Origin of the sequence: Pseudoalteromonas sp., assembly GCF_041629635.1 — a bacterium.
GTDB lineage: Bacteria > Pseudomonadota > Gammaproteobacteria > Enterobacterales > Alteromonadaceae > Pseudoalteromonas.
In genome coordinates this window covers 1-26,729 of sequence record NZ_JBFKMX010000024.1, presented here as the reverse complement: position 1 = coordinate 26,729, position 26,729 = coordinate 1, and the positions used below count along the sequence as shown (strand labels likewise).

At 39.2% G+C, this 26,729-nt stretch carries 25 protein-coding genes and 1 other RNA gene; 17 read left to right on the top strand and 9 right to left on the bottom strand.

All coding sequences use genetic code 11. The features are described 5' to 3' along the window. The first annotated feature begins 10 nt into the window (after nt 1-10). Nucleotides 11-1,318 carry a tRNA lysidine(34) synthetase TilS gene (gene tilS / locus ABYD77_RS05715; protein WP_372767871.1) on the top strand — a complete coding sequence of 436 codons (1,308 nt, stop codon included), beginning with the start codon at nt 11-13 and terminating at the stop codon, nt 1,316-1,318. After that, a complete protein-coding gene (locus tag ABYD77_RS05710) occupies nt 1,308-1,643 on the top strand; it encodes a hypothetical protein (protein ID WP_372767869.1) in 336 nt (111 codons plus the stop codon). The genes tilS and ABYD77_RS05710 overlap by 11 nt, the downstream gene beginning before the upstream one ends. A gap of 15 nt (nt 1,644-1,658) precedes the next feature. Here the strand turns inward: ABYD77_RS05710 and ABYD77_RS05705 are convergent, their stop codons facing one another. Further along, the gene (locus tag ABYD77_RS05705) at nt 1,659-2,552 is read right to left on the bottom strand and encodes a GGDEF domain-containing protein (RefSeq protein ID WP_372767867.1); all 894 of its coding nucleotides are present in this window, start codon (nt 2,550-2,552) and stop codon (nt 1,659-1,661) included. A 182-nt stretch (nt 2,553-2,734) separates the two neighbouring features. On the opposite strand from ABYD77_RS05705, the gene ABYD77_RS05700 reads away from it, so the two are divergent. Then, entirely contained in the window at nt 2,735-4,723 is a 1,989-nt protein-coding gene (locus tag ABYD77_RS05700) for a cation:proton antiporter (RefSeq protein ID WP_372767865.1), read from the top strand. 21 nt (nt 4,724-4,744) lie between these two features. Here the strand turns inward: ABYD77_RS05700 and ABYD77_RS05695 are convergent, their stop codons facing one another. Then, nucleotides 4,745-5,902: a patatin-like phospholipase family protein gene (locus ABYD77_RS05695; protein WP_372767863.1), complete on the bottom strand. Its 1,158-nt coding sequence runs from the start codon at nt 5,900-5,902 to the stop codon at nt 4,745-4,747. Between the two features lie 77 nt (nt 5,903-5,979). Between ABYD77_RS05695 and ABYD77_RS05690 the strand changes: the two genes are divergently transcribed. The 4 genes from ABYD77_RS05690 to ABYD77_RS05675 all read left to right on the top strand — a co-directional run bounded on the left by ABYD77_RS05690 (nt 5,980) and on the right by ABYD77_RS05675 (nt 7,979). Beyond that, nucleotides 5,980-6,822: a DUF3014 domain-containing protein gene (locus ABYD77_RS05690; protein ID WP_372767861.1), complete on the top strand. Its 843-nt coding sequence runs from the start codon at nt 5,980-5,982 to the stop codon at nt 6,820-6,822. A 123-nt stretch (nt 6,823-6,945) separates the two neighbouring features. Further along, nucleotides 6,946-7,042: signal recognition particle sRNA small type (gene ffs / locus ABYD77_RS05685), an RNA gene on the top strand. 335 nt (nt 7,043-7,377) lie between these two features. Next, on the top strand, nt 7,378-7,572 hold the full coding sequence (locus ABYD77_RS05680; protein WP_372767859.1) for a hypothetical protein: 195 nt from the start codon (nt 7,378-7,380) through the stop codon (nt 7,570-7,572). A 176-nt stretch (nt 7,573-7,748) separates the two neighbouring features. Further along, a complete protein-coding gene (locus ABYD77_RS05675) occupies nt 7,749-7,979 on the top strand; it encodes a hypothetical protein (protein WP_372767857.1) in 231 nt (76 codons plus the stop codon). Here ABYD77_RS05675 and rsmS read toward each other — a convergent pair. Genes rsmS through dinG form a run of 6 tightly spaced genes read right to left on the bottom strand, consistent with a single transcriptional unit; the run spans nt 7,976 to nt 12,802 of the window. Next, nucleotides 7,976-8,143 (bottom strand): pleiotropic regulatory protein RsmS, encoded by a 168-nt coding sequence (rsmS, locus tag ABYD77_RS05670; protein ID WP_372767855.1) that lies wholly within the window; start codon nt 8,141-8,143, stop codon nt 7,976-7,978. The two genes, ABYD77_RS05675 and rsmS, sit on opposite strands and share 4 nt — an antisense overlap. Then, entirely contained in the window at nt 8,136-8,408 is a 273-nt protein-coding gene (locus ABYD77_RS05665; protein WP_372767853.1) for a late competence development ComFB family protein, read from the bottom strand. Before ABYD77_RS05665 ends, rsmS begins: the two co-directional genes overlap by 8 nt. A 60-nt stretch (nt 8,409-8,468) precedes the next feature. Beyond that, nucleotides 8,469-9,359, bottom strand: coding sequence for a histone deacetylase (locus ABYD77_RS05660; protein ID WP_372767891.1), 891 nt, complete (start codon nt 9,357-9,359; stop codon nt 8,469-8,471). Nucleotides 9,360-9,364: 5 nt separating this feature from the next. Then, entirely contained in the window at nt 9,365-9,961 is a 597-nt protein-coding gene (locus ABYD77_RS05655) for a primosomal replication protein (RefSeq protein WP_372767851.1), read from the bottom strand. Then, nucleotides 9,954-10,730: a sulfite exporter TauE/SafE family protein gene (locus ABYD77_RS05650; RefSeq protein WP_372767849.1), complete on the bottom strand. Its 777-nt coding sequence runs from the start codon at nt 10,728-10,730 to the stop codon at nt 9,954-9,956. Before ABYD77_RS05650 ends, ABYD77_RS05655 begins: the two co-directional genes overlap by 8 nt. Continuing rightward, nucleotides 10,730-12,802, bottom strand: a complete 2,073-nt coding sequence (dinG, locus tag ABYD77_RS05645; protein ID WP_372767847.1) for an ATP-dependent DNA helicase DinG — start codon at nt 12,800-12,802, stop codon at nt 10,730-10,732. The genes ABYD77_RS05650 and dinG overlap by 1 nt, the downstream gene beginning before the upstream one ends. A gap of 119 nt (nt 12,803-12,921) precedes the next feature. On the opposite strand from dinG, the gene ABYD77_RS05640 reads away from it, so the two are divergent. From ABYD77_RS05640 to ABYD77_RS05600, 9 genes are all read left to right on the top strand, one after another. Beyond that, nucleotides 12,922-15,264 (top strand): DNA polymerase II, encoded by a 2,343-nt coding sequence (locus ABYD77_RS05640; RefSeq protein ID WP_372767845.1) that lies wholly within the window; start codon nt 12,922-12,924, stop codon nt 15,262-15,264. A 324-nt stretch (nt 15,265-15,588) separates the two neighbouring features. Next, on the top strand, nt 15,589-18,447 hold the full coding sequence (locus tag ABYD77_RS05635; protein ID WP_372767843.1) for a TonB-dependent receptor: 2,859 nt from the start codon (nt 15,589-15,591) through the stop codon (nt 18,445-18,447). Nucleotides 18,448-18,692: 245 nt separating this feature from the next. Next, nucleotides 18,693-20,222, top strand: a complete 1,530-nt coding sequence (locus ABYD77_RS05630) for a sulfotransferase (protein WP_372767841.1) — start codon at nt 18,693-18,695, stop codon at nt 20,220-20,222. A 388-nt stretch (nt 20,223-20,610) separates the two neighbouring features. Then, complete coding sequence (locus ABYD77_RS05625; RefSeq protein WP_372767839.1) at nt 20,611-21,381, top strand: DUF3450 domain-containing protein; 771 nt, start codon at nt 20,611-20,613, stop codon at nt 21,379-21,381. 5 nt (nt 21,382-21,386) lie between these two features. Continuing rightward, nucleotides 21,387-22,751 carry a MotA/TolQ/ExbB proton channel family protein gene (locus ABYD77_RS05620; protein ID WP_372767837.1) on the top strand — a complete coding sequence of 455 codons (1,365 nt, stop codon included), beginning with the start codon at nt 21,387-21,389 and terminating at the stop codon, nt 22,749-22,751. Next, nucleotides 22,751-23,275 carry a MotA/TolQ/ExbB proton channel family protein gene (locus tag ABYD77_RS05615; protein WP_372767835.1) on the top strand — a complete coding sequence of 175 codons (525 nt, stop codon included), beginning with the start codon at nt 22,751-22,753 and terminating at the stop codon, nt 23,273-23,275. Before ABYD77_RS05620 ends, ABYD77_RS05615 begins: the two co-directional genes overlap by 1 nt. A 14-nt stretch (nt 23,276-23,289) precedes the next feature. Beyond that, a complete protein-coding gene (locus ABYD77_RS05610) occupies nt 23,290-23,688 on the top strand; it encodes an ExbD/TolR family protein (protein WP_372767833.1) in 399 nt (132 codons plus the stop codon). Beyond that, complete coding sequence (locus ABYD77_RS05605) at nt 23,688-24,305, top strand: energy transducer TonB (protein ID WP_372767831.1); 618 nt, start codon at nt 23,688-23,690, stop codon at nt 24,303-24,305. The genes ABYD77_RS05610 and ABYD77_RS05605 overlap by 1 nt, the downstream gene beginning before the upstream one ends. 8 nt (nt 24,306-24,313) lie before the next feature. Continuing rightward, complete coding sequence (locus ABYD77_RS05600; RefSeq protein ID WP_372767829.1) at nt 24,314-25,597, top strand: tetratricopeptide repeat protein; 1,284 nt, start codon at nt 24,314-24,316, stop codon at nt 25,595-25,597. A 61-nt stretch (nt 25,598-25,658) separates the two neighbouring features. Here ABYD77_RS05600 and ABYD77_RS05595 read toward each other — a convergent pair whose 3' ends face one another. Next, nucleotides 25,659-26,165 carry a diguanylate cyclase gene (locus tag ABYD77_RS05595; RefSeq protein WP_372767827.1) on the bottom strand — a complete coding sequence of 169 codons (507 nt, stop codon included), beginning with the start codon at nt 26,163-26,165 and terminating at the stop codon, nt 25,659-25,661. Nucleotides 26,166-26,206: 41 nt separating this feature from the next. Here ABYD77_RS05595 and ABYD77_RS05590 point away from each other — a divergent pair. Further along, nucleotides 26,207-26,729, top strand: a 523-nt coding sequence (locus tag ABYD77_RS05590) for a hypothetical protein (RefSeq protein WP_372767825.1), incomplete at its 3' end; no start/stop codon positions are given.

Here is a 26,729-nt window from a genome sequence, read left to right as displayed (position 1 = left end):
TTTTTTGTTTATGAAAGATATTTACCAAACGTTTAAACACTACCTACTTGCAAAAAAGTATACCAAATTCACTGTTGCGCTCTCTGGCGGAATGGATTCGGTGGTATTGCTCCATCTTGCCAAACGTTTTCGTGATGAATTAGGTGACATAGAGCTTAAAGCGGTGCACGTTAACCATGGCTTAAGTGATAATGCCTCAGATTGGCAAATTTTCTGTGAAACACTTTGCCAACGTTGGCAAATCCCATTTGTCGCATCAGAAGTGTCACTTAATCTTAGCCCTAGGCAGAGCCTTGAAGCCATAGCTCGTGATGCAAGATACCAAGCCATTAAACACAGTATGCTGGCAGGTTCGTGTGTATTGGTGGGGCAACATATAGACGACCAAGTAGAAACGTTTTTCATAAGATTAAAACGCGGTGCGGGTTTGCTTGGGCTTGGCGCAATGGCACGCGAAAGCACTAATGATGCTGGCTTATTCATTGTGAGGCCGTTATTAGACTTTACGCGAAACGAAATTGAGCAATATGTAACTGAGCACGCGTTGACTCATATTATCGATGAATCCAATACCGATGATCGCTTTGACAGAAACTTTTTACGCAATCAGGTATTACCTTTGCTGAATGCGCGTTTTCAAGGGTTTAATCGTACAATTTTGCGAGTAACGCAATTGCTGCAATCACAGCAGCAGTTACTGGATGAGTATATTGCTGAAGATGCAAAAGTGTGTGTTAAAGGTAACAAAATTAGCCTTGAAAACCTGTGCTCTTTTTCGCGCACTCGCATTGAAAACCTCATTCGCTTTTGGCTTAAAAATCAGCACCTTCAATTACCTTCTCAAAAAGTATTAAACCAAATTGTGGAGCAGGGATTAAATGCAAAAGCAGATGCTCAAGTGCAAATACATTGCGGCGATTTTTTTGTTTGTCGCTATCAATCAGCGCTTTATGTGGTTTTTCCTGAAGCATGCGCCGCAAAAGATGTGATCAACATTACTCTAGATGAAATTGACACGGCAGGGCGTAAATTTAAACGAACACAATCACACCATGGTATTCGTTTACCGCATGAGCATGAGAACGTCAGCTTACGATTTAATATTGGCAGCGAACAGTTTACTTTGAAAAAGCGTAACTGCACTAAGTCTGTAAATACCTGGCTTAAAGAAGAAAAGGTACCGCCTTGGCAGCGCTCTTATGTTGCTGGGGTTTTTTATAATGATAAACTTGTGCAAGTAATTGGTCTTGGTGTTGATAAACACGCATATGCACAAAATGGCGTACTTTGGTTTGAAGAGGAGCAAAATGAAAACTAGTCAAGCTGTCGGGTTTTCTTTAATTGGGCAGGCACATATTGGATTAATCGTGTTTGCAGTTGTATTGGCAATTAGCCTTGTGCTGTCGCTTAATTTAACAGTAGTGACTTATGGCGCCGTTTTTGGTGCTGTTACCGCATTGTTTTTTTTAGCATATTGGCTCGGTAAAGGCGGTAAATTCTTTGTACTGGCAGTATTGTGCCCTTTGGTGTGTATTATTGTTACGCCACTAACAAGCTTTTTTGAAATAGCGAATGTGCTTGGGGCTTTCTTTGTTGGACTTTGTTTTATCTTAACGGTTTATCGATTAAAAAAAGGAAGCTAAGCTTCCTTTTAAGTGTTAATTAGTTCTATAACAGTCACGGCCATCTCTTTTAGCAGTATACAGTGCCTTATCTGCTCGTTCAAAAATACTACAAGGTGTATCATTAGCATTGCTAAGTGAAAAGCCAATACTGGTTGTTACCGAGTGGTAATTAAGTAACTGATGCTCGTGAACACGTTTTTTAATCCGTGTTGCTAAAATATGGCTTACTTCAAAGTTGTCATCGTCTATCAAAATCGCGAATTCATCGCCTCCAAATCGATACACTGTATCAGTACCACGAACACTTTCTGTCAGAATATTTGCAAAATCGATGAGTACCTGATCACCTACTTGATGACCATGACTATCATTGACCTGTTTGAAATTATCTAAATCTAATAGCATCAAACCAAAACTTCGGTGGTGGCGACGGCTGCGTTCAAGTTTGCGATAAAGACTATCATCAAACATACTGCGATTGTTTAAGGTTGTTAATGCATCTTTTGTTGCTAACTTTTTTACACGAGAAAACATTAGTGCATTGCGTAGAGGGTATACAAGCACCGAATGTAATTTCGCTAGCTTTTGTTTTGCGAAATGTGTCAGGTTTTGTGAAAAATATATTAATTGACCAAGGCGTTCGCCATCAACTACTAGATCAAATGCATAGTTTTTACCTTCACGTATACTACCGGCCATTTCAATAACCCCCTCTGTGCTATGAAATTGCAGGCCTGCAAATTGCACAAGACGTGATGCTTCTGCCGAAAACATATTGATTAATTTGTTGAGTTCCAGCGTTTTTTGAAGTTGCGCAACCAATGCATGAGTATGACTAACTTCATTATTATCAGAATACAGTTGCCCATACGGCAAATAATCGCCGCTATTGTCAGGTTGACGCGTTAATACATGTACGTTTTCCAATTAAAGACCCCTCATACTACTGAAAATATTAAGTACAAACGATTAAAGCAAAATCTAAGCCATTATTACTATCTGGCAGAAAAACAAACACTTGCTATATTTAATTGGTAACACAAGAGTGTTCATTATATGCGTAGTCATTTTTTCGACGCGTTTGTATTGATTTATACCGAGGTGGTTTTTTGCAGCATACATTTGGTGTTTACTTTTATATTTTAATTGCCGCTGTGGTTTTGATTTGGCTCTTTAAAAGGCTGAATTTACCCCCTATTTTAGCGTATTTAGCGGTGGGAATTCTTGCTGGTAAAGACGGATTTTTTTGGCTGGAACAGAGTGAACAGATCCATTTTATTGCTGAGCTAGGGATTGTATTTTTGTTGTTTAGTTTAGGGCTTGAGTTTTCAATTCCACGTTTACTGGCAATGCGGCATATTGTATTCGGTGTTGGTGTAATGCAAGTGGTGCTCACCACATTAATAGCGATGTTATTGCTATTGCTTGCTGGCATTTCAATGGTTGCTGCTTTTAGTATAGGGAGTTTAGTGGCTCTGTCATCCACTGCTATAGTCGTTAAGCAAGTAAGTGGCTCCCCACTGTTACGCTCGCGTCAAGGCCAGTTGGCCATTGGTGTGTTGTTGTTCCAAGATATCGCCGTTGTGCCACTGCTTATTGCGTTACCGCTTTTAGCGGGTGGCTTAGAGCAATCTTTGGGGTTAACAATTCTAACTGCTCTTGCTAAAGGAGGAATTGTTGTTGCGTTATTGATGGCAGTAGGCAAGTGGGTATTACCAAAGATATTCAGTGAAATAGCACAAACTCGCAGTGACGAGCTTTTTGTCTTGACGACTTTATTAGTGGCACTGATAGCTGCTGCATTGACTTCAGCTTTTGGTTTATCGATGGCGCTTGGTGCATTTCTAGCGGGAATGATGCTGGGTGAAAGCGAGTATCGTCACCAGCTTGAGGCAGATATTCGCCCATTTCGCGACATCTTAATGGGCCTTTTTTTTATCACCATTGGTATGCAGCTCGATATGACATTTGTACTAGCAAATTCACAATGGGTTGCATTCGGCTTAGTCGGTTTATTGACATTGAAAGTTATCGTTACTTATTGCGTCACAAAGGTAATGGGTGAGAGCCATGAAAATGCGTTGGCTACAGCACTAATGCTTTGCCAAATGGGAGAATTTAGTTTCGTACTTATTTCATTGGCGCTTAAGTTTTCACTGCTGAACTCAGCGAATGCATCTTTGTTATTATCAATTGGTGTATTAAGCATGGCAATTACACCTTACCTAGTTGATAATGGCGGTATGCTTGCACGAAAAATGTTAAGTGCACTCGCGCCAAATCATCTTAAAAATAATCAAGCGACTATTGATAGCAGTGATTCACGATTTGAAGGTTTAAGCCAACATGTGGTGATTTGCGGTTATGGTCGTGTAGGGCAAATTATTGCGCGCTTTTTAAAAACGGAAGCAATTCCATTTGTTGCGATTGACAGCGATACAATTCGTGTGAAAGAAGCTCAAGCCGCAGGGGAAAATATCTATTTTGGTCAAGCAAAGCAAAAAGAAGTATTAAGAGGGGCAAATATTGCTAATAGCCGGTTAGTGATTATTACTATCTCAGATAAAGATAGCGCTCTAGCAATAGTCGATTCAATCAAAAAACTGGCACCAGAAGTCAAAATACTCATTCGCATGCGGGATGACCGGCATTTAGCTGAGCTAAAAGCACAAGGTGTTACCGAAGTCGTTCCCGAAAAATTAGAGGCCAGTTTAATGCTAGTGTCGCATGTACTCTTTTTAACAGGCGTACCAGTAAGGCGCATTTTAAGGCGAGTACAAGCAGAGCGGCGCAACCGTTATGGCTTACTTCATGGTTATTTTCCTGGAGATAGTACCCCTTTATCGCCAGATTCTTCTGATCATCTAGAGTTTTTACATGCGATTGCTATTACCGAAGATGCCTTTGCAAAAGGTCAATCACTCGGTGAACTTAATTTAAGTAAGCGAAGAGTTGATGTAACTGGATTGCGACGGAATGGAAAAGAAATCAGTTTTCCTAATCTTGATACTGTATTACTCGCGCAAGACATTTTAATTGTTCGAGGCAAACCACGCCGTGTAGAGCGTGCTGAACGCTTTTTGTTGGAAGGTCGTTAATATATTTTCCTTTATAGCTTTTTATTGCATATTGGTGAATTCAAGAAATGACATAATTTCGTCAAGTTGGGCAAGCCCATCTTTATAACCAATTTCAATCAAATGTTGGGTGTACTCTTTTTCAAAAAGTAAATAGCTTACCAGTGATGATTCAGAATGTTTTTTCACGCCTATTCCGCGTAATAGTATTTTTATAGGGGTTGGCATGGTATCGTAATAGCGGGTCGCAATAGCATTAAAGTTTTTCGATGGGTTGATCACATAATATGCAATCCGTTTTAACTCTTTATGTTTATCTCTAGCGGGGATCAGCGAAAGAGTCCTATTAATTCGCTCTAACCTTTCAATATCACCCCGTAGCGTGTCTGAAAAGATGGTATCAAGTAAATGACCTGCAATTGTCGAAATACCAGGGTAGTGTGGTTGAAAACCAAAGTATTTGTTATCAATAGGTTGATCTACACCGATCACAAAAATTTTTTCAGCGCCTAAATGAATTGCTGGACTGAGCGGGGCGTGCTGGTGAACTGAGCCATCGCCAAAATATCCTTGACGAATTTTGGTACTCGGAAACACCATAGGGATGGCACTTGATGCCATTAAATGTTCAATATTTATGGTTGTTTTTTCACCACGTCTTTTGGCTCTTTGCCAAGATTCAGAATGTTTAGCTTGGAAAAATGCGACAGAATCACCACTTGAATAACTTGAGGCGGTAATTGACAGTGCTTCTAAATAATCATTTCGAATGTTGTTATCAATGCGTTTTAAATCGAGCACAGAATGTAATAATTCCCGTAATGGCTGGTTATTAAAAAGACTTGCTGGTGGATGGTTTTCATAATCTGACTGAAAACTACGTAGCATATTGATAAATATATGACCAAACACAGAAGAAAAATTAGTATGGTAAACTTGCTCAGTGCGAAAATTTTTCCAAACATACTCCAACTTTTTTACAGCTAACTGATAACAGGATGCATAACAGCCAAGTGCTGTCGCATTTATGGCGCCTGCAGACGTACCATTAATAATTGCAAAAGGAGTAATTTGATTACGCGGAAGATTTTGCGCGATAGCTTTTAATACGCCCACTTGATAAGCTGCGCGAGCGCCACCGCCAGTCAGCAGTAACGCAATTTTTGATTTATGTTTTGAACTATTATCGTTACTATTCATCAGATACTTTATATTCTCCCTTTATTCTTAATTTAGAGCACTTTAGGTCTAAAATAAATATTTAAACAGTGAAAAATATGACAATACAATCTCAAAGTAAAATACCTTATTTAATTGGTCTAGCACTGGTGGTTTTAGTTATTTGTGTTGCTAGTTGGCAATTGATTGAAGGTGAAAAAATAATGTCAGAGAATGAGCGGAAAGTAGTTGAGCTACCTACATCTGTATTAGAAGAGCCTATAATAGAAGAAGCTGTTGAAGAGCCAAAAATTGGTCCGCAACAGCCCATCGATGTAGTTACTAAAGAAGTAGAATTAGAACGACCGTTAGAAACCGCACCTATTCGGCAATTACCAGAACTAGATGATAGTGATGCTTTGGTTAAACAATCACTTGCTGATGTCTTATCATTCAACATGTTAAAACTGATTATTAACGAGGATTTAATTCGACGTGCGGTTGTTTACACAGAAAACCTTGCAGAAGGTAAGCTTGCTAAAAAGCACCAAGTCTTTGTTGCGCCACTAGAGTCTTTTTCAGTCAACGATGGAGCAATAATTACTATTAATCCTAAAAGCTTTAAACGCTATGATGCTTATGTCTCATTGCTAACAAAGTTGCCTGATGCGCAAATTATCGAACTGTTAAACGAACACAAACCATTAATCAATGATGCATACGATGAAATTGGATTATCAGAATATCAGTTTGAACAACGATTAGCGTTAGCAATTTCGCATCTATTGCAAACGCCCGAAGTACCTTTAGATACACCTTTAATTAGTCAATCAGTCAGTTATAAATATGCAGTACCTGAGTATGAAGCACTTTCAGATGCGCAAAAGCAACTGTTGCGACTAGGGCCAGACAATATAAGAAAGGTGAAAACTAAACTTGCTGGATTATTAAAACATCTTTAAGCTCAATTGTTGTGCAGTTAACGTGCGTTTTCAAAGTTTTGCTTGAACTTCAATGGTAAAATAGTGATAATCCTTGGGCGCAGTTAAGCAAAGTCTTGTTTTACTGAACCACTATGGTGATCTTATTGGTCCTCCCGCAATAATAGCATGTGAACTTGGTCAGGCCCGGAAGGGAGCAGCCACAGCGTGTGACTTATGTGCCGGGATGTGGCTGGTAAGATTGCCACCCCATGCCTTAGTTTTAATAGCTTAACATCTTATTCTCGGCTTAGTTTATTTTACATTCTAATGTTATAAAACATGATTCAATATTAATTATGTTGTTTTATCTGAAAGCTAGCCTTGAACAATATGCTCTTTGCTATTCGCTTTTTGTGTTCGCTTTTCTTATAACACCATTATATGCAAAAGTATTCAGACAGAGCTGATGACTTGAATAATTTCATTCTTGGTGAAATGAGAAGTCTCTCTTCAGCGATAAACCTTTTGGCGCTGGGTGGAAATACCAATGACCTCTAGTTTGAATTTGTACCACCAAAACGCTCGCTTAAATTTATGCAACAAGGTGAACCAATTTGTGTTATCGACAAAATTCCAACCACACAAAGAAGCAAGCAATTTATTTTTAGTCAACCGAACAATTTATTCTTAAGCCGAAGAATATCTCAGCATGCAGATTTACCGCTCAAACAAATGAATGAACCTATCTATTTAGAAGATTTATTGAAACCTAACCTGAAAGGCGTTTAATCATCTCAGATCAAATATCGTATGGTGATAATCTAGATAAAATAATTAAAAAGTTATCTGACAAAAACGTAATAATCAGACTGGGCGCATCTCAAGTCGCTGGGATTTTAGATATTTTTTCTGAAAAACGAGGGGAATATACTCTGCTTTACTCGCTTGAACTCAGTAATAGTTGTTTGAACATTCACACTTTAAGTTTTGAGCTTGCAGAAATTGAACCTTATATTTTAGGTCGATTAATGTGTGTAAAAAGTGAAATAACAGCGCAATTAATAAAGCGCGTAAATAAACAAATTGAATCACTTAATCAGCAAGGCGAATTGTTACGTGTTCATCTTGACTATTACCCTAACAAATTACATTCATTAGTTACGCGCTACCTAACAAAAGGAATTCAAGATGGCTAATTAGCATTAGCTTCTTTCACTTTACATTCGAAATCTTTACTAACAATTTCAAGCGCCTGAAGCACTGTCTTAGGGTCGATATCGTGTTGCTCAAGCAACATGATTAAATCAACAGCCAGTTTTACATGATTAGGCGCATTTTGAAGGGAGCCATCTTTACTCATGAATAGTGCCACGTTTTGCTACCGCAGCTTTGGCAAATTCAATTGCATCGCGTACGCGTTGTTCCATTTCGAGGCGTTCACTTTGAGATGAGTAAAAAGCCATATCCACTTCATAGCGAATATATCGAGCAGGTAATTGGTTCAGCGCTGTACAGCAGAAATCTGCGAGGGTGTCATTATCATAATCATCTTCGATTTTTTGTCTTTCAATTTCATCAGTTAAAAGCTTTTCGTAATAATTATGAATATCGTCATGTAATTTCATGCTATTCCTTAAGATTACTAGTGTGACTTTACTTAGTATTGCTTATATATTGGCAATCGTCTATCCATTTGTCATGCTTAAATAAAGTTGGTTGTGAACAGAGACTAAACTCATTATATCTCGTTGATATCCACCGCCAGAAACGGTAAAGAGGGGAATGTCCTGTTGATGACAAAAATTGATTACGGCGCTATCTCGCTCTTTAACCCCCGTGAGGCATACATCGAAATAGCCTAGTTCGTCCTGTCTAAAAATATCTGCACCTGCATTGTAGAGAATAATGTCTGGTTGTTCGATTAAGATGCTGATAAAGCATTGTTGTAATGCATTTAAGTATTCTTGTGAATTGGTATTTTTATCAAGGGAAAAATCGTAATCTGAATGTTGTTTTTTTGCAGGGAAGTTTTGTTGGCAATGTATGGATATTGTTACAATATCATCAAACTTCTCAGCACAGACTGCTGAGCCATCACCTTGATGTACATCTAAGTCTAGTATTACGACTTTTTCGCACTGTGATGTATCAATTAAATGTCTTGCCGCAATGACTAAGTCATTAAAAATACAAAAGCCACTACCAAAACTTGGATAGCTATGGTGGTAACCGCCGCTTATTTGACAAGCAATTTTTGTAGCTAGGGCAGTTTCAGCACCTTGAATCGACGCTCCAATAGAGTAAAGAGTTCTCTCAACCAAGGTTGGCGACCATGGAAAGCCAATTTTGCGTATTGCCTTACTATCGAGTGTTCCGTTCACAAACTGCGAAACATAGTTGGCGTCATGCACGCTGGCAATCTTCTCCAAAGTTGCTTTAGAAGGCGTAATAAAATCGAATTCTTCTGCTAATTCCGTGGTTATAAAGTCATAAATAAGCGCGTATTTTTGTATAGGAAAACGATGGTTTTCAGGTAAATCTAATGCGGAATAACTTGGGTGATAGAAAATGGGAATTGGCATTATCGATTTGATTTTTCTGCGAGTTGGATTTTTTCTTCTACTGCAGTTATCGCTTTGCGACAACGGCCTAACCTGCCATGAAGCACTAAAATTTCTTTATTGAGTTCAGTTGCACGAGCATCATTGCAATTAAGTTTTTCGTTTTGCCTTAATTCAATCATTTCGAGCAGGCGTCTTTCAAATTCGTGATTTTGAGATAATTCACGATACAGCTCTTGAGAAGATTGAATGATTTTTTTAACTACTTTTTTATAGCGTGCAACTGGCTTAAATTGTTGCTCTTTTTGCCATACGCTTGTTGCTTTGAGTGCGGTAATGATGGCTTCAACTTGCTGTGCAATCGTCTCAAGCGCAAACCGCTGGGCATGGCGTCGTTCAGCGGAGGGGAGGGATTCAATATTTTCGACAACTTCGGTTAAGTAGTCAGTCAGTTTGATGCTTTTAGTGCGAAATAAATGATGCTCAAACAGCCCATGCTGATTTCTTATAAAACGCTCACTTTTAAATAGTTTTTGTTCATCGAATTGCTGACAGCTTATTTTCAGGCGACCGATTTGCTGTAACAGAGCATTGATTTGCGAATTTGTTTTAAGCATAAACATCAATTATCAATTTAATGGCAAGAATTATCACCACAGTATTAAATACTGGCTTAATTAACTTGCTGCCAAACTTTATTGCCGAATGTGCCCCTATCCAAGCGCCGAGCATAATAAATGCACCCATGGTAAGGCCTAACATAAAATGTACATGACCTAATGCAACAAAGGTTGCTAGTGATACCACATTACTAATGAAGTTCATCGAGCGCGCAACGCCACAATTAAGTAAAATGCCCATTTTATACAGAAAACTATTTGATGCAGTCCAAAAAGTACCTGCGCCTGGGCCTGCCACACCATCGTAAAAGCCTAAAATTAATCCTTGCCAGGTTTGCTTTACTTTTAATTGTGGGGTTTGCTCAGGTAATTGCATATTTTCAGCAAATTGGCTTTTATTAAATAAGCTGTAGACGGCAACACAAATAATCACAACAGGTATTAACAAATTGAGGAATTCTTGCGTTAAAAAATCAACCATTAACGTGCCTAACACTGCACCAAGTGCAGTTGCACAGGCAGATACTATCCAAAAGCGAGGGCTAAACAGTTTCTTTTTGTAATACGTTAAACTCGCAGTAACCGAACCAAAACTTGCTGCAAGTTTGTTGGTGCCGAGTGCTAAATGGGGAGGTAGACCCGCTGTTAACAACGCAGGCACAGTTAACATACCGCCGCCGCCAGCGATGGCATCAATAAAGCCTGCTGCTAAAGCAGCGGAACAAAGCACAAGCCAAGTTGTTGGCTCTAAGGCTATTTCAATCATTAGTACTCGATTTTTCGTTTGAACGGAGGTAGCGAATCCAGCATGGCTTTACCATAGCGTTTAGTGACTAAACGTCTATCTAAAATGATGATTTCACCAGTATCTGATTCTTTTCGCAGCAGTCTACCACAGCTTTGTACTAATTTCTTTGCCGCTTCAGGTACAGTGATAGATAAAAATGGATTACCACCTTTCGTTTCGATATATTCACTTTGCGCTTGTTCAATGGGTGAGGTTGGAACGGCAAACGGAATTTTGGTAATAATCAAGTTGGTCAATAAATCACCAGGTAAATCCAGTCCTTCAGAAAAGCTTTGTGTGCCAAACAAAATAGAACCTTTACCGTTTTTGACTTTATCGCGATGCAACGTCAGCAATGCGTCACGCGATGCTTCTCCTTGCAACAATAGGCTAAAGCCTTTTTTTCTGAGTCCTTCAGCTACTTGATTCATTTGCCAATAAGAGGCAAAAAGCACTAAATTAGCTTTATCTTTTTTGATGTAATTTGGCAGTACTTTAATTAACTCGTCACTAAACTCTTTGTGATTAGGTTCTTTAGCTATATTTGGAATTGTTAAAACGGCATTTTCTTTGTAATCAAAAGGTGATTGCGCTTTTATATATTTTACGCCTTCGATTGGTTTAAGCCCTGCCTCAAATGCAAAATGGTCAAACGAGCCCAGCGCAGAAAGGGTAGCTGAACAAAGCACTGCCCCAGCACATTCTTGCCATAACTTATCGTGAAGGTAATAGCCAACTTGAATAGGGCAATCGGCAAGCAAGTAATCAACGTGATTTTTATATTCAAGTTGCTTAAGCCAGCGTGCATGGGGTGGCGTTGATTGTTCAATGGATAAATTACCCCACAGTTTGGCAAAGCTGTCTAAGCGGGTAATATACGTGCCGCTTTCGGCAAGTATCGGCTCAGCTACCTTTTTGCTCACATCTCCATCAGATAAATCAAGGGTTAGGGCATCATGCATTTTGGTTAAAAATTTAAGCATATTGTTTGATGATTGCTTTAAATCTTTAACCCAGTTACTAATGCCTTTGGGTAATTGGCCTTGCTCAAAGCGATGTACATTGTCTTCATTAAATTCGAAGTAGTTATCGGCGAAAAAGTTTTTAACGTTTTTGAGATCTTTGGCACTGTCATTAATAGCGTCAGCGAGTTTAAAGTTAAGCCCTGTTGCGCGACTTGAACTAATTGCATTGGCCATTTTTTGGTTAAATTTTGCCAGCTTTTCAAGCCATTCAAGCGTCGCCACTAAGGTACTTGAAGCTGATGAAAAATCTCGAGCTACCTGGGGTAAATGGTGTGCTTCATCAATGACATAAATACTGTCCGCTGGCTCTGGCAAAATAACGCCGCCACCAAGCTCTAAATCAGCAAGTAATAATGAGTGGTTTACAATAATCACATTTGCCTTGGCTAAACGGTCTCGAGCACTGTGAAATGGGCAATGCGCATGGCTTGATAATTGCCTCTGACACGAATGCTTATCGCTTTGAATTAAGCGCCAAACGTGATCTGAAATTACACTTGGCCAAGTATCTCTATCACCTTTCCAAGTACCTTTTTTATAAGCCGCTTGTAGCTGCTTAATCGTGTCGATTTCTTTGTCGCTTAGAGGCGAATCGGTAGTGGCTAAAAAATTAAGCTGTGCTGGATCATCTATCAATGCACTGTATAAGCGTTCAGCACACACATAACGCTGACGGCCTTTAGCAAGTTCATAACTCACTTCGATGCCAGAGTTCTTTGCAAAAAAGGGCAGCTCTTTATTTATTAATTGTTCTTGAAGTGCAACTGTGGCCGTAGAAATAATTAAGCTTTTTTTATGTTGTTTGGCATAGGGTATCGCCGCCAAACAATAGGCTAATGATTTACCAGTACCTGTTCCGGCTTCGATAACGGCAATACGTTCAGTGCGGTGGTAATTTCCCGCAAGTGTTTTTGCGATTTCAGCCACTAAATAATTTTGGCTTGGGCGAGAGCGGTAATCGGGAAGCTTGGCTGCGATATTAGTGTGAATAGTACGGATCGTTTTTTTTAAGGAATCAGCCAGCATGTAGGTTCCGAGAAAAGGCGTTTTGTTGATTTTAAAGCTGCTGGCATTGAATAACAATGCAATACAGGCAAATTTTCTTTTGTTAGACTGTCGCGATTATTTATTTGTTAGATGTGTTAATGGCATTAGAGCGCACTTTTTCAGGTTTATTGTTAACAAAACAGCAATATGATCGCGACGGTAAACTGGTTCTTGTTTTTTGGCTTAGAGCGAAAGAAGGACCAGTACGCGTGGAAATTGAAAATGAACAGATTGTGGTATTTTGTTTAGCTGAAGATGCAAATTGGTTTGCATCAACGCTTTCACGAGAGGGGATTTTTTTTCAGAAAAAGCCATTAACACTTAAACATTTTAATCAAAGTAAAACTGAAGGTTTTTATTTCTCAAATATAAAAGATTTTTTTGCTGCTAAGGCATGTGCAAATGAAGCTGGCTTGATGCTTTACGAACAAGATATTCGTCATTGTGACCGCTACTTGATGGAACGCTTTATTCAAGGGCAAGCATGGGCAAAGGGGCGTTATCAGTTTAAAAATGGCGTACATTGCCTTTATCAAGCGAAGTTGGCTAAAAGTGATGAAGCAAGTTTACATTCGTCTGAACTAACATGTTTATCTGTTGATATTGAGTGCAGTGGTTTAGGTGTTTTGTATTCCATAGGTTTTTATAATACGTCGTTTAAAAAAGTAGTGATGATTGGACGGGGGCAACAATTGCCTTGGTTAGAGTGGGTTTATGATGAAACCGCTTTACTTAAACGATTTATAGAAATCATTGATGCTCTTGACCCAGATATTTTTATTGGCTGGAATGTAATTGATTTTGACTTCTCGGTATTATTTAAACGTGCAGAAGAATTAGGGCTTAAACTACCAATAGGGCGCTTTTCCAGCCAATTACGGATTAATCAATCAAAAGTAAATAAACTGTCAATACCAGGCCGAATTGTGCTTGATGGCATAGACATGCTTAAAAACGCAAGTTACCACTTTTCAAGTTTCCGTTTAGGGCAAGTCAGTTATGAATTATTAGGTGAAGAAAAGCTCATTCAAGGAGGCGACACACTTGCAGAAATTGAACGGCAATTCAAACACGAAAAAGAGGCATTAGCAGAATACAACCTACAAGACTGCAAGTTAGTGTGGGATATATTTGAAAACAAATCGCTTATCGAGTTTGCGATTGCCCGTGCAAAGTTAACGGGGCTTGATCTACACCGTTTAGGGGGGTCAGTGGCTGCATTTACTAACCTTTATTTACCACACCTTCATCGTGCAGGGTACATCGCCCCTAATTTAGGTGAATCACCAGTGCATTTCGAAAGTCCCGGTGGCTATGTGATGGACTCTATCCCAGGGCTTTATCAAAACGTATTAGTACTGGATTACAAGAGTCTTTACCCTTCAATAATTCGCACTTTTAAAATAGATCCCCTCGGATTAATTGAAGGGCTTAAGCAACAAGATGCCATTGACGGATTTAATGGGGCAAAGTTTTCTCGTGAACACCACTTTATACCAGCATTAATTTTACAGTTATGGCAAGCAAGAGAAGTTGCTAAAAAGAATCAAGACGAAACCATGTCATATGCTATCAAAATTATCATGAATAGTTTTTACGGTGTATTAGGTTCTTCAGGTTGTCGTTTCTTTGATCCACGTTTATCAAGCTCAATTACCATGCGCGGTCACCAAATTATGAAAACGACAAAGCAACTTATTGAGGCTCGTGGGTTTAAGGTGATTTATGGTGATACGGATTCTACATTTGTTGCTATTGATGGAAAAATATCAAAACAGCAATGTGATGAGATAGGCAATGAATTAGCACAGGTTATTAATGCATATTGGCGAGAAAACTTAAAAGAAAATGGATTGGAAAGTGCATTAGAACTTGAGTTTGAAACGCACTATAAGCCTTTCTTTATGCCAACATTACGCGGAGAAACTACCGGGTCAAAAAAACGCTATGCGGGAATAAACCAGTCTGGCGAGCTCATTTTTAAAGGACTTGAAGCTGCTAGAGGAGATTGGACTGTTCTTGCAAAAGAATTCCAAACAGAACTGTATTTGAAACTCTTTACTAATCAGGCCGTAGAAGAATACATAACCTCACAGGTGGCATCATTAAAAGCGGGAGAATTTGACGATCAATTAGTGTATCGAAAACGTTTAGGACAAGACCTGGAAATGTATCGGCGCAATATCCCACCTCATGTAAGGGCGGTACTTGAGTATCAGTTGGCACACCCTGATTTTTTCATTAAACGCGGCGATTGGGTCAATTATATTGTCACACTTGATGGCCCTTTGTTCCTTACAGAGCAACATGCAAATCAAGTAAAACGTATCGATTATCAACACTATTTAGATAAACAATTAAGGCCTATCGTAGAGGCGATTGAAAAAGAATTGCAGTTAAGTTTTGAACAATTAGTAAATGAGCAGCAAAGTTTGTTTTAAAAAAGTTCAAAAAAATTGTAATTAATTGATTACATAACGACTTTTAAGTTCTATTTCTGTTTTATTTCTTTTTTTCAGTTAGTTACGTTTGGTTTTGGAAGGGGGTGCTAATGTTTCTATGTGTGTATAAATGTGATCCCTCTGAAACATTTGGGTCTCAAATGTTAAAACTTTATAAACATATGTTGACCGATGTTTACCCTTATGATTATTATTGCCCTCGGATAAATGAGTTTCGGCTCAACATAAAAATCAATCAACACTTTGTTAGATTGTAAATAAAATAAATCCACACATAAAAATGTGGTCCAGGGAGAAATCTAAATGTTAAATAATAAACTAGCAAAAGCTGTTCGCTTGGCGATCGCTTTTGGTGGTGCTAGCACTGCTGTATTTGCAGCAAACGCTAACGCTGCTGAAGAACAACAAGCTGCTGAACAAGTAGAACGTATTGAAGTAACAGGTTCTCGTATCAAGCGTACTGATATGGAAGGCGCAAGCCCTGTAACAGTAATGACAGCAGAAGAGATTAAGCTTTCAGGTTATTCTCGCGTTGAAGATATCTTAAACCAACTTCCTCAAATCGAAGCTGCTGAAACGTCTTTCTTATCAAACGGCGCATCTGGTACAGCAACACTAGACTTACGTGGTCTTGGTTCTAACCGTACTCTTGTTCTTGTAAATGGCCGTCGTCTTCAAGCAGGTTCAATCACGTCACAAGCTCCAGACGTTAACCAAATCCCAGCGTCACTAATCAAGCGTGTTGAAGTACTAACTGGTGGTGCTGCTGCGGTTTATGGTGCAGACGCTGTTGCTGGTGTTGTTAACTTCATCATGAATGATGACTTCGAAGGTCTACAAATGAACTTCGGTGCATCTGGTTACCAACACAACAATGACAATAAATACATCCAAGGTTTAATGGATGATAAAGGTTTTGAATACCCAGAAGGTAGCTCAGGCATTGATGGTCGTTCTTACAGCATCGATCTAGCTATCGGTGGTGCTTTCGATGGTGATAAAGGCCACGCTGTTGCATACGCTGTTTGGCGTCGTAACGATGAGCTACTTCAAGGTTCTCGTGACTACTCATCATGTGCATTAAACCGTACTCAATCATCTTGTGGTGGTTCTGCTAATACGCCTAACCCTCACTTTGACATTTTCCCTATCGTTGATGGTGCTGTTGACTGGAGCCAAGAGTTCTGGGGTTACCTAAATCCAAATGGTAATGGTTTCATCGAAGATGACGGTTACCGTTATAACTACGCACCAGTTAACCACTTCATGCGTCCAAACGAGCGTTTCTCATTTGGTACTTTCGTAAACTACGAAATCAATGACAATTTCCGTCCGTACCTTGAAGCATCTTTCATGCACAACCGCACAGCGGGTCAAATTGCTGAGTCTGGTACTTTCTTCAACGAAGCTTACACACTAGACTACAATAACCCTCTACTTTCTGATCTTCAGAAGCAGCAACTTCAAACTTGGTTCAACCAAGGTGATGATGACCAATTTATCGCATATATTGGTAAGCGTAACGTTGAAGGTGGTCCTCGTGCTAACAACCTAGAGCACTCTTCATACCGTATTATCACGGGTGTTGAAGGCGAAATTAATGACGCTTGGTCATACGATGTTAGCTACAACTACTCAGCGACTTCTTCAAGTTCAGTTTACATCAACGACTTACTAGCGCCTAAAATCGCACCACGTGTTGGCGCTGTAGGTACTGAGTGTGTTGAGGCAGATGGTTGCCTATACTATAACGTATTCGAACTAAATGGTGTTACTCCTGAGCAAGCTGCACAACTTGCAGGTGTTGGTATCCAAACAGGTCTAGTTACTCAACAAATCTTAAACGGTTACGTTTCAGGTGAAATCGAGCAACTACATATCCCTTCAGCACCAGCGCCAGTTGCTGCTGTATTCGGTTTCGAGCGTCGTGAACAATCTTACGAGCGTATTTCTGATACTGTATACGAAGAAGGTCAATTACTTGGTCAAGGTGGTCCTTCAGCTAGCCTACGTGGTGATATTGAAGTAACTGAATTCTTCTCAGAATTCCAAGTTCCAGTACTTGACGAACTAAACATGAACGCAGCGTTCCGTTGGTCTGATTACTCAACTTCTGGTTCTGACACTACGTTCACAGTTGGTGCAGACTACACATTAGCTGACGCTTACAAATTCCGTGCAAGTTTTGCAAAAGCAATCCGTGCTCCTAACGTAGGCGAGTTATTCGGTGCTCAGAATATCGGTCTTTGGACTGGTGATGACCCTTGTGCGGGTACTGATCCTTCGTACTCTCTTGAACAGTGTCAACGTACTGGCGTAACTGCTGGACAATATGGCACTGGTGCAATTACTAAGTCTCCAGCTGGTCAGTATAACCAATTCTCAGGTGGTAACCCTAACCTTAAGCCTGAAGAAGCTGATACAATCACGCTTGGTTTAGTTGCAAACCCATTTGAAAACTTCAACTTCACTGTTGATTACTTCGACATCCAGATGGAAAGTGTAATTGGTGTTGTAGGTGCAGAGCGTATTCTTAACAACTGTGCTAAAACAGGTGATGCGTTCTTCTGTGATAACATCAAGCGTAGTGCTTCAGGTAGCCTATGGTTAGGTCAAGATGGTTTCATTACTAACCTTGGCGATAACATCGGTGGTCGTCACTGGCGTGGTGTAGACGTTACAGCTAACTACAGCATGGACCTTGGTGAAGGTACTCTTGATTTCAACATCAATGGTTACTACAACATCAAGAAGCTAGTACAACCAGTACTTGCTGATTCTAGCCTAGATTACGACTGTACAGGTACTATTAGCACTGACTGTTTCACTACTCCTAAGTGGCGTCACACTTTCCAAGCTGATTACTCTATGAACGATTGGCGTGTAACAGCTAAGTGGCGTTTCTATGGTGCGGTTGATTACGATGGCACTGCAGATACTAAACTTGCTGAAGAAGGTGGCGTAGATGCATACAACTTCTTCGATGTATCTGGTAGCTACTCAATCAACGAGCACGTAACAGTGATCGGTGGTATGAACAACATCTTTGATGAAGAGCCACCAATGGTTGGTAACTCACTGTCTACAAATGCTAACACAATTTCAGGTTTCTATGATTCGCTAGGTCGTTTCATTCACCTAAGTGTTAACATGACATTCTAATTTATGCTTTAATGCATAATTAATAAAAAGCCTGCAATTGCAGGCTTTTTTTATGAGAGAATGTACTCAATGTCGTAAAATAAAAATGCAGGCATGTAATGAAGCTATACAACACAAAACTCACTCCACAACAAGCAAATCTTTTCCAAAGAGCCGCTAATGCAAGGCGCGATAAGAATTACAAAGAAGCGCTCAATTGCGTAAATGATGTTTTAAGCAGCCTATCTCATTTTGAACCTGCAATTTTGGAAGCGGCATTAATATTATTTGAAACAAATAACTATGATTATGCAGAAAACGTTTTGCAAAAATTAATAGACACACCCTATGAACCTTATCTTAAGAATCATACACTTGCAGTTATAAACAAAACAAAGCGTAATTTTAAAAGTGCAATTTACTACTATCAAAAAGCATGTAACTGTAAACCAGATTCAGTTGTTGACTTACTTGGCTTAAGTTATTGCTATGCTCAAATAAGGGACTTTAAAAATGCAATAAAGGTATGCAAAACGCAATTAAATGATTGCTCAGCAAATGATTTGCTTAAGGATTATTTAGGTAACTTATATATTCAGTCTAACCAATATGATAACGCTGAAATAATTTTTAATAAAATGGTTGAGTCAAATGGCAGTAATGCAAAAGCTTTCTATTCGTTAGCGACGATAAATAAAGCAAAAGGTCAATTAAATAGTGCAAAAGAGCTGTATACAAAATCAGTGCAATTAAGTCCCAATTTTGTAATGGCACATTATGGATTGTCAGTTGTAACTAATTACAAACATGAAGGGCAAGAACATATCTTAGAACTTGAAAAATTGTGTAATTTGAGACATTTAACTTACCAAGATCGAATATTACTCTCTTTTGCGTTAGCAAAAGCTTACGAGCAAAAAGAGCAGTACACTAAGTCGTTTAAATTGCTAAAGCAAGGGAATGATTTGCGTTTCAAAACGCTAAATTATGATGTAGAAGCGGATATAGCTTTTATTGATAACATAAAATCAGTTTTCAAAAGAAACGAGATTGAAATGTTACAACAGTATGGAGACAGTTCGCGTAAGCCAATATTTATTATTGGTATGCCAAGATCAGGTACAACTCTAATCGAAAAAATTATTGGATCGCACACCTCTGTATACAGTGCTGGTGAAATTGACACACTTTTTTCAGCGGGCTGCTCATTATTGAACCCTCAGACCTATTTATTTGATAATTTGTCAAAAATCAAAAAAGAGCAAATAAAAGCTTTATCTGATAATTACTTAACTAATTTAGATCAATTATCTAATCAACATGATTTTGTAACAGATAAATTGCCGCTCAACTTTTTGATGGTTGGTATAATTAAAATCCTTTTCCCAGATGCCAAAATAATTCATTGTAAACGAAATAAAGTAGATACTTGTTTATCAATTTTCAAAAAAAACTTCAGTAATGACAATTATCGTTTTGCTTACAACCTAGAAACTCTCGCAAAATATTATAAGAGTTATGAAAAATTGATGGCACATTGGCATCAAGAATTTCCAGGTGAAATAATCGATATTGATTATGAACAATTGGCGCAAAACCCAGCTTGCGAAGTACCTAATTTGATTCAAAAATGCGGTCTAAAATGGCAAGATCAATGTTTGGAATTTCACAAAACACCGGGCCTTGTTCAAACTGCAAGTGCAGTTCAAGTTAGAGAGCCGATGTACACACGTACAATTAACCTTTGGCATCACTACCAAGAAGAGCTTGTCGACTTAATTAAACACCTAAATTAATCGCTCAAACTGAATAAATATGTGACACAAGAATTATTGAAGCTTCTCTATAATCTTAAAAAAGTTATTTTTTTGAAAAAAATATTAAACATCAATTCTGTTAATATCTTTTTACTAAAATAAAGCCATTTACTCCTCTAGCTGTTTAGTTTCAATGCTTAAATCTTGTTTGGATAAAAGTTCATTTGTAAATGGAATGTTTACGGTTTTGTGGGTGTTAACTACAAATTTAACTCGAAGCAGTATTTTACTAAGTTTGGCAGTTGACACTTTTGTATCCATTTAGCATTATTGGTGAGTTGGTGCACTTTTAAAGTGTACCTTTCATGATTGAGTTTTAATCAGTTTAAATTCTAAAAAAGTAACATTACTTAATTGGTTGGGAACTATGTCTGTTAAAATCAGAAAAAGTCTTGTAGCTTCAGCGTTGGTTGGCGCAGTTGCACTTACAAGCAGCAACGTGATGGCAGATCCTTTGAAAGACATTCACAATGTTGAAGGTCAGACTATTAAGGCTGCACAAAAGTCTCAGAACAAAATCGATAACGTATTCGAGCAAACAGTTGAACTGAAAGCGGAATATGATTCTACGGTTAACCAAACTGAGATCCTAAAAGTTTATAATGATCACCTAGCGCGTTTGGTTGCTGACCAAAATGCGGGTATTGAATCATTAAATAAACAAATCAAAGAAATCGATACGACTAAGCGTAACGTTGTGCCTTTGATGTATCGCATGATCGATACGCTTGAGCAATTCATCAAAGCGGACGTTCCTTTTGACACTGAAAAGCGTTTAGACCGTGTTGAAAAACTACGTGAATTAATGACTAATGCATCAGTTACAACTTCAGAGAAATACCGTCAGGTTCTTGAAGCATACCTAACTGAAAAAGACTACAGCACAGTTGTTACAGCTACTCAAGGTGCATTAAACCTTGATGGTCGTGATATCACAGTAGACTTCGGTCGTGTTGGTCGTATCGCTTACGTAGCACAGTCTCTAGACCTTAAGAATGCTTGGGTTTGGAACAACTCTACGAAGCAGTGGGACAAGCTAGGTGACGAATACCTAAGCCCAGTAACAGATCTTATTCGTATGGCGCGTAAGCAAAAAGCGCTAGATCTAGTTAAACTTCCAATTTTTGGCGCGGAGTAATCACGATGAAGAAACTATTTAAAGGTTTAGCAGTTTCTGCTGTTCTTTCTGTTTCTGCAGGTGCTGCGCTAAATGCACACGCAGATACAGCTGCTCTAGACAAAATCCTTGAGCAAGTTAAGCAAGAGCGTATCTCGTCTGGTAAAATCAACAAGCAACGTGAGCAAGAGTTTTTATCAGCTCGTGCTGACAAGCAAGCTTTATTAAACACAGCTAAGCGTGACCTAGCTGCTGAAGAAGCTCGTGGTGATCGTCTTAAGAAGCAATACGCACAAAACGAAGCAACACTAGCGGCTAAAGAAGCAGAATTAGAAACTGCTAAAGGCACGTTAGGTGAAATGTTTGGTGTTGTACGTCGTGCGGCGTCAGAAACAATCGGTTCAATCGAAGCGTCTTTAGTTTCTGCTGAAAAGCCAGGACGTGAAGAAGTTCTTCGTTCTCTAGCTGCTGCTAAAGAACTACCAACTACTCGCGAACTAGAAGAGCTTTGGATTGGTCTTCAAACTGAAATGACTGAGTCTGCGAAAGTATCATCTTTCGAAGCTAAAGTTGCTCAGTTAGACGGTTCTGAAGTTAACGCTAAAGTAACGCGTATTGGTAACTTTAACCTTATCTCTGATCAAGGTTACTTAATTTACCACCCAGAAACTAAGCAAATCCAGCCGTTAGGTCGTCAACCAGATGGTTACGTTCTTTCTTCTGCTGATGATTTACAGTCAACAGCTGCTGGCTCATATGCAGGTTTCTACACTGACCCTACTCGTGGTTCAATTCTTCGTCTAAACACGCAGAAAGCAACTCACGAAGAGCGTTTCCACCAGGGTGGTACAGTTGGTTACCTAATCGCAGTATTACTAGTTATTGGTTTCATCATTGCGATTATTCGTCTTGCTGACCTAACAGTTACAACGACTAAGATCAAATCACAACTTAAGAACCTTAACACACCAAACGAGAACAACCCGCTTGGTCGTATTCTTAAAGTTTACCAAGACAACAAAGACCAAGATGTTGAAAACCTTGAGCTTAAGCTTGATGAAGCAATTCTTCGTGAAACGCCTCGCATTGAAGCTGGTGTTAACATCATCAAGATCTTTGCAGCTATCGCACCTCTAATGGGTCTATTAGGTACGGTTGTTGGTATGATCGAAACATTCCAGCAAATCACGTTATTCGGTACTGGTGATCCGAAGATTATGGCTGGTTCAATCTCAATGGCACTTGTAACTACTGCTCTAGGTCTAATTGCGGCACTTCCGTTAATCCTAGTTCACGCTATCGTTGCAAGCCGTTCTAAGTCTGTACTACACATCCTTGATGAGCAAAGCGCTGGTATTATTGCTGCTCACGCGGAGAAGGAGAAAGCCTAATGCTAGTCCTGATAGAGATCTGGGAATCTGTCAGGGATTTTGTTGCTACAGGCGGCCAAGTACTATATGTGGTCGCAATAGCACTCTTTCTTATGTGGGTATTAATGATTGAGCGCTATTGGTTCCTAACTAGTGTGTTCCCTAAAATGAAAAAAGGGATCATCGCTAACTGGGACGCCCGCCAAGACACTACGTCTTGGTACGCACACAGAATCCGCGAAGCATGGATTTCTGAAGCGTCTGAGAAATTAGATGAGCGTATGTTGTTGATCAAAACATTAGTAGCTGTTTGTCCACTAATCGGCTTATTAGGTACTGTAACGGGTATGATCGCGGTTTTCGAAACCATGGCTACTCAAGGTACTGGTAATGCTCGCTTAATGGCATCAGGTATTTCAATGGCGACGATCCCAACAATGGCTGGAATGGTTGCAGCACTATCAGGTGTATTCTTTAGCACACGTCTAGAAGCGAAAGCAAAGATGGCTAAAGATAAACTGATTGATAGCTTGCCGCATCACTAGAGAGAGATTTGAATATGGCACGTAATAAACGTATCCAAGATGAAGATGCAGCGGTAGATATGACACCGATGCTGGATATTGTTTTCATCATGCTTATCTTCTTTATCGTAACAACGTCATTTGTTAAAGAAGCTGGTATTGATGTAAACAAACCTAAAGCTGCGCAAGCTACCAAGAAGAAAAATGCAAATATTTTTATTGCTATTCGTGGTAACGGCGAAGTTTGGATGGATAAGCGTCAGGTAGATGTAGAACGTGTATCTGCGAACATCGAGCGTCTATTAGCTGAACAACCTACTGAAATCGTAATTATCCAGGCGGATAAAGAAGCGAAACACGGTGTGGTTATGAAGGTTATGGACCAAATCAAGGCCACTGGTGACTTGAAAATTTCAATCGCTGGAGATAAGTAATGATTCGTTTTCTGTTTTCACTGATTGCAGGTGGGGCAGTTACTTTCGGCTTATTCTATTTCATGGCGTTCTTGATCTCTGGTGGCGATAAACGCGCTGCCAATGACCAAGAGCAGATTGTAGTCGAAATTATGACGAATCCGCCTGAATCAAAGGTGCAGGAGAGGAAGCGTGTACCGCCTCCGCCTCCGCCGCCACCTAAGCAGCCGCCTAAACCGCAGCCGCCACAACCTGATAATTCGAGTAATAGTAACTCAGGATTACAGTTTAATATGCCATCAATTGATGTTGGTGGTACGGCAGGTGGTCTAGATGGCCCAGGCGCATTTGGCCGAGATGGTGATGCTACACCTATCGTTCGAATTGAGCCTAAATATCCGCCACAAGCTGCGCGTGATGGTAAAGAAGGTTGGGTACAACTTCGCTTTACTATCGATGAAGTTGGTGGTGTAACTGATATTGAAGTAATTAACGCTGAACCGAAACGTATTTTCGACCGTGAAGCAAAACGTGCTCTACGTAAGTGGAAATACAAGCCTAAGATTGTTGATGGCAAACCTCAACGTCAAGCTGGCATTGAAGTTCAACTCGACTTTAAACTTGACCAAGGTAACTAGGAGGCAGTATGAAAACTTTATCTAAAGTAACCGCGCTAGCCTTATTAATTTCGCTTGGTGGTGCAGTTTACTCTGCACCTACTTTGGCAAAAGCTGATCCTGCTAAAATTGAAGAACGCAAGAAACGCAAAACCAAAGTAATGGGTGAACGTACTGGTAAAAAAGTTGTTAAAGCATTTGATGTTTATAACGGTGACCAGGAAAAAGGAATCGAGGGTGACATTCCAGCTGCTTTAACAATGCTGAAAGATATTGATCCTTCAGATCAGTTTGATAAAGCACAGGTTGATTACTACATGGCGCAAATGAGCTACCAGCTTGAAAAGTTTGACGACGCAATTCGTCTTGCTAAAGCGGCAGCTAAGCCAGATGTTCTTAACTTTAAAGACCAAGCGACGGTAATGAAGCTAATTGCTGATTTACAACGTCAAGAAAAGCAATATAAAGAGGCTCGTGCGTCTTATTATGCTTGGATGGACTTTACGGGTGAGGAGGATGCAAAAGTTTATTTAGCGATTGCAGCAACTTACTACGAAACAAAAGAGTACAAGAACATTATTGCTCCAGCAGATCGTGCAATAGAATTGTCTAAGAAAGAGCCAATCAAAAACGCTTACGACTTAAAAGTAGGTGCTTATGTTGAGCTTAAGCAATTTAACAATGCGATTAAAACAAGTGAAGAGCAGGTTAAGATTTGGCCAACAGAATACAAGCTATGGACACGTTTAGCTTCTTTCTACATGACAGTTGAAGACTACAAAAAAGGTCTTGCAGCTGCAAAAGTAGCAGAGCGTAATAATGCGTTAGAAACAGCTAACCATTTTAAATTCCTAGCTAGCTTATATTCACTTAACGAAATGCCTTACCAAGCAGGTGTTACACTTGAAAAAGCGGTAAAAGCAAAGAAAGTTAAGAAAGACAAGTCGACAGTTTCTACACTTGGTGCATATTTCCATAATGCTAAGCACTATGAAAAAGCAGCTAAGTTATATGTTGAAGCAGCTGAATTCGATAATGACTCTGAGTTATATCGTAAAGCAGGTTCAATGTTAGTAACTAGCGAAGACTATGCACTTGCTGTTCAAAACTTGAATAAAGCATTAGAACTTGGCAATAGTAAGAAAGGTCAGATTTACTTAGACCTTGCAGAAGCTTACCTTCAGCAAGAAAAGTACAAATTGGCTTATCAAAATGTTCGTAAAGCGGTAGATTATCCGCAAACGAAGAAATTTGCTAAGAGCTGGTCACAGTACATTAAAGATAAAGCGATCCGTAAGGGCGTTAAAATTTAAATAATGTGCACTGCAAAAAAGCCCCAAAAGGGGCTTTTTTATTACCTAATATTTAGCCTTTTTAATGAACCGCATAACTTTCAATTTGAAAGCCATTCACTCCACTCTCTTCTGCGCAGTGTAATGCTGTAATGGTCTTTTCAAATATTGATTCGGGCTCAATGTTAATATTAGGTGTCACATTCACTGCACCAATGCTAATGTTGCAGTTTAGTAAACCAATTTTTTCTTTAAGTAATAATGCATCTTGAATTCGCTTAACAATTACATGCGTGCCTTGAATATCAAGCCCAAACAAACCCATAGCAAAACAGTATTTATTAAAACGACAAATGATATCAGTACTTCGTAACGTTTGCTCTGTTAAAAGATTTCCTATTTGAATTAACTTAGACATGTCAGCTTCGTTTAAAAGGTTGATATGTGGGTTAAACAATAAAATAGATAAGCTGTGTTTATCTCGGATCAGTCTGTGCCATTCGCGGTTAAAAACTTCCATAAAGTACGCTTGATTGTATAATCCAGTTTCTGTATCGCGAAATGATGCGTTTTGAAATGAAAAAATCATATGCGCTCCACATTAATAAGCTCTTATAAGGTTAGATTACATTGATTAAAATTACGCAATTATTGACCGTATTTTGTACTATTTTTTTACTGCTAGGTTGCGATAGATCAAATGAACACAAAAGTTATGAAGAGCTCATTGCTGATTACCAACACTTGAATAGCCTGCTTTATCCGGTAACAGCGCAATCTAAAAATGCTGTGTGGCCATTTAGCGATTTGTATTTAAGCTCACGTAACAACATATTGAATCAGCTTTTAAAAGCCAGTCAAAGTGAAGCTGAAGTTGTTTTACTTACTATAGAGCAGCGCTTTACTGAACGGTTTTTTCCTTGGCCCTATAATACGAATCCGGTCTTAAATTATATTAATACTGTTCCTAAAATTGACGATGCAGCATTGGCGAAGTTTATAGTGTTTAGCCAACAACAAATGAGTGCATCTTACCATGACAAAGTAAGACTAAGTGAATTTGAATTGTCCTCACTGCGCCATCAAGTGAACGAAGCGAAAGCTCTGTTATCTCCATATGGAAAGTCGTTTACGGCACTTACTCAATTTGAAG

Coding starts and splice junctions, on each gene's coding strand:
- ABYD77_RS05665 (WP_372767853.1), bottom strand. CDS start 8,408: ATGAAATTACATGACGATATTCATAATTATTACGAAAAGCTTTTAACT.
- ABYD77_RS05605 (WP_372767831.1), top strand. CDS start 23,688: ATGATTCGTTTTCTGTTTTCACTGATTGCAGGTGGGGCAGTTACTTTC.
- ABYD77_RS05615 (WP_372767835.1), top strand. CDS start 22,751: ATGCTAGTCCTGATAGAGATCTGGGAATCTGTCAGGGATTTTGTTGCT.
- ABYD77_RS05625 (WP_372767839.1), top strand. CDS start 20,611: ATGTCTGTTAAAATCAGAAAAAGTCTTGTAGCTTCAGCGTTGGTTGGC.
- ABYD77_RS05710 (WP_372767869.1), top strand. CDS start 1,308: ATGAAAACTAGTCAAGCTGTCGGGTTTTCTTTAATTGGGCAGGCACAT.
- ABYD77_RS05620 (WP_372767837.1), top strand. CDS start 21,387: ATGAAGAAACTATTTAAAGGTTTAGCAGTTTCTGCTGTTCTTTCTGTT.
- ABYD77_RS05680 (WP_372767859.1), top strand. CDS start 7,378: ATGCAACAAGGTGAACCAATTTGTGTTATCGACAAAATTCCAACCACA.
- ABYD77_RS05695 (WP_372767863.1), bottom strand. CDS start 5,902: ATGAATAGTAACGATAATAGTTCAAAACATAAATCAAAAATTGCGTTA.
- ABYD77_RS05600 (WP_372767829.1), top strand. CDS start 24,314: ATGAAAACTTTATCTAAAGTAACCGCGCTAGCCTTATTAATTTCGCTT.
- ABYD77_RS05635 (WP_372767843.1), top strand. CDS start 15,589: ATGTTAAATAATAAACTAGCAAAAGCTGTTCGCTTGGCGATCGCTTTT.
- rsmS (WP_372767855.1), bottom strand. CDS start 8,143: ATGAGTAAAGATGGCTCCCTTCAAAATGCGCCTAATCATGTAAAACTG.
- ABYD77_RS05610 (WP_372767833.1), top strand. CDS start 23,290: ATGGCACGTAATAAACGTATCCAAGATGAAGATGCAGCGGTAGATATG.
- ABYD77_RS05595 (WP_372767827.1), bottom strand. CDS start 26,165: ATGATTTTTTCATTTCAAAACGCATCATTTCGCGATACAGAAACTGGA.
- tilS (WP_372767871.1), top strand. CDS start 11: ATGAAAGATATTTACCAAACGTTTAAACACTACCTACTTGCAAAAAAG.
- dinG (WP_372767847.1), bottom strand. CDS start 12,802: ATGCTGGCTGATTCCTTAAAAAAAACGATCCGTACTATTCACACTAAT.
- ABYD77_RS05655 (WP_372767851.1), bottom strand. CDS start 9,961: ATGCTTAAAACAAATTCGCAAATCAATGCTCTGTTACAGCAAATCGGT.
- ABYD77_RS05640 (WP_372767845.1), top strand. CDS start 12,922: ATGGCATTAGAGCGCACTTTTTCAGGTTTATTGTTAACAAAACAGCAA.
- ABYD77_RS05650 (WP_372767849.1), bottom strand. CDS start 10,730: ATGATTGAAATAGCCTTAGAGCCAACAACTTGGCTTGTGCTTTGTTCC.
- ABYD77_RS05690 (WP_372767861.1), top strand. CDS start 5,980: ATGACAATACAATCTCAAAGTAAAATACCTTATTTAATTGGTCTAGCA.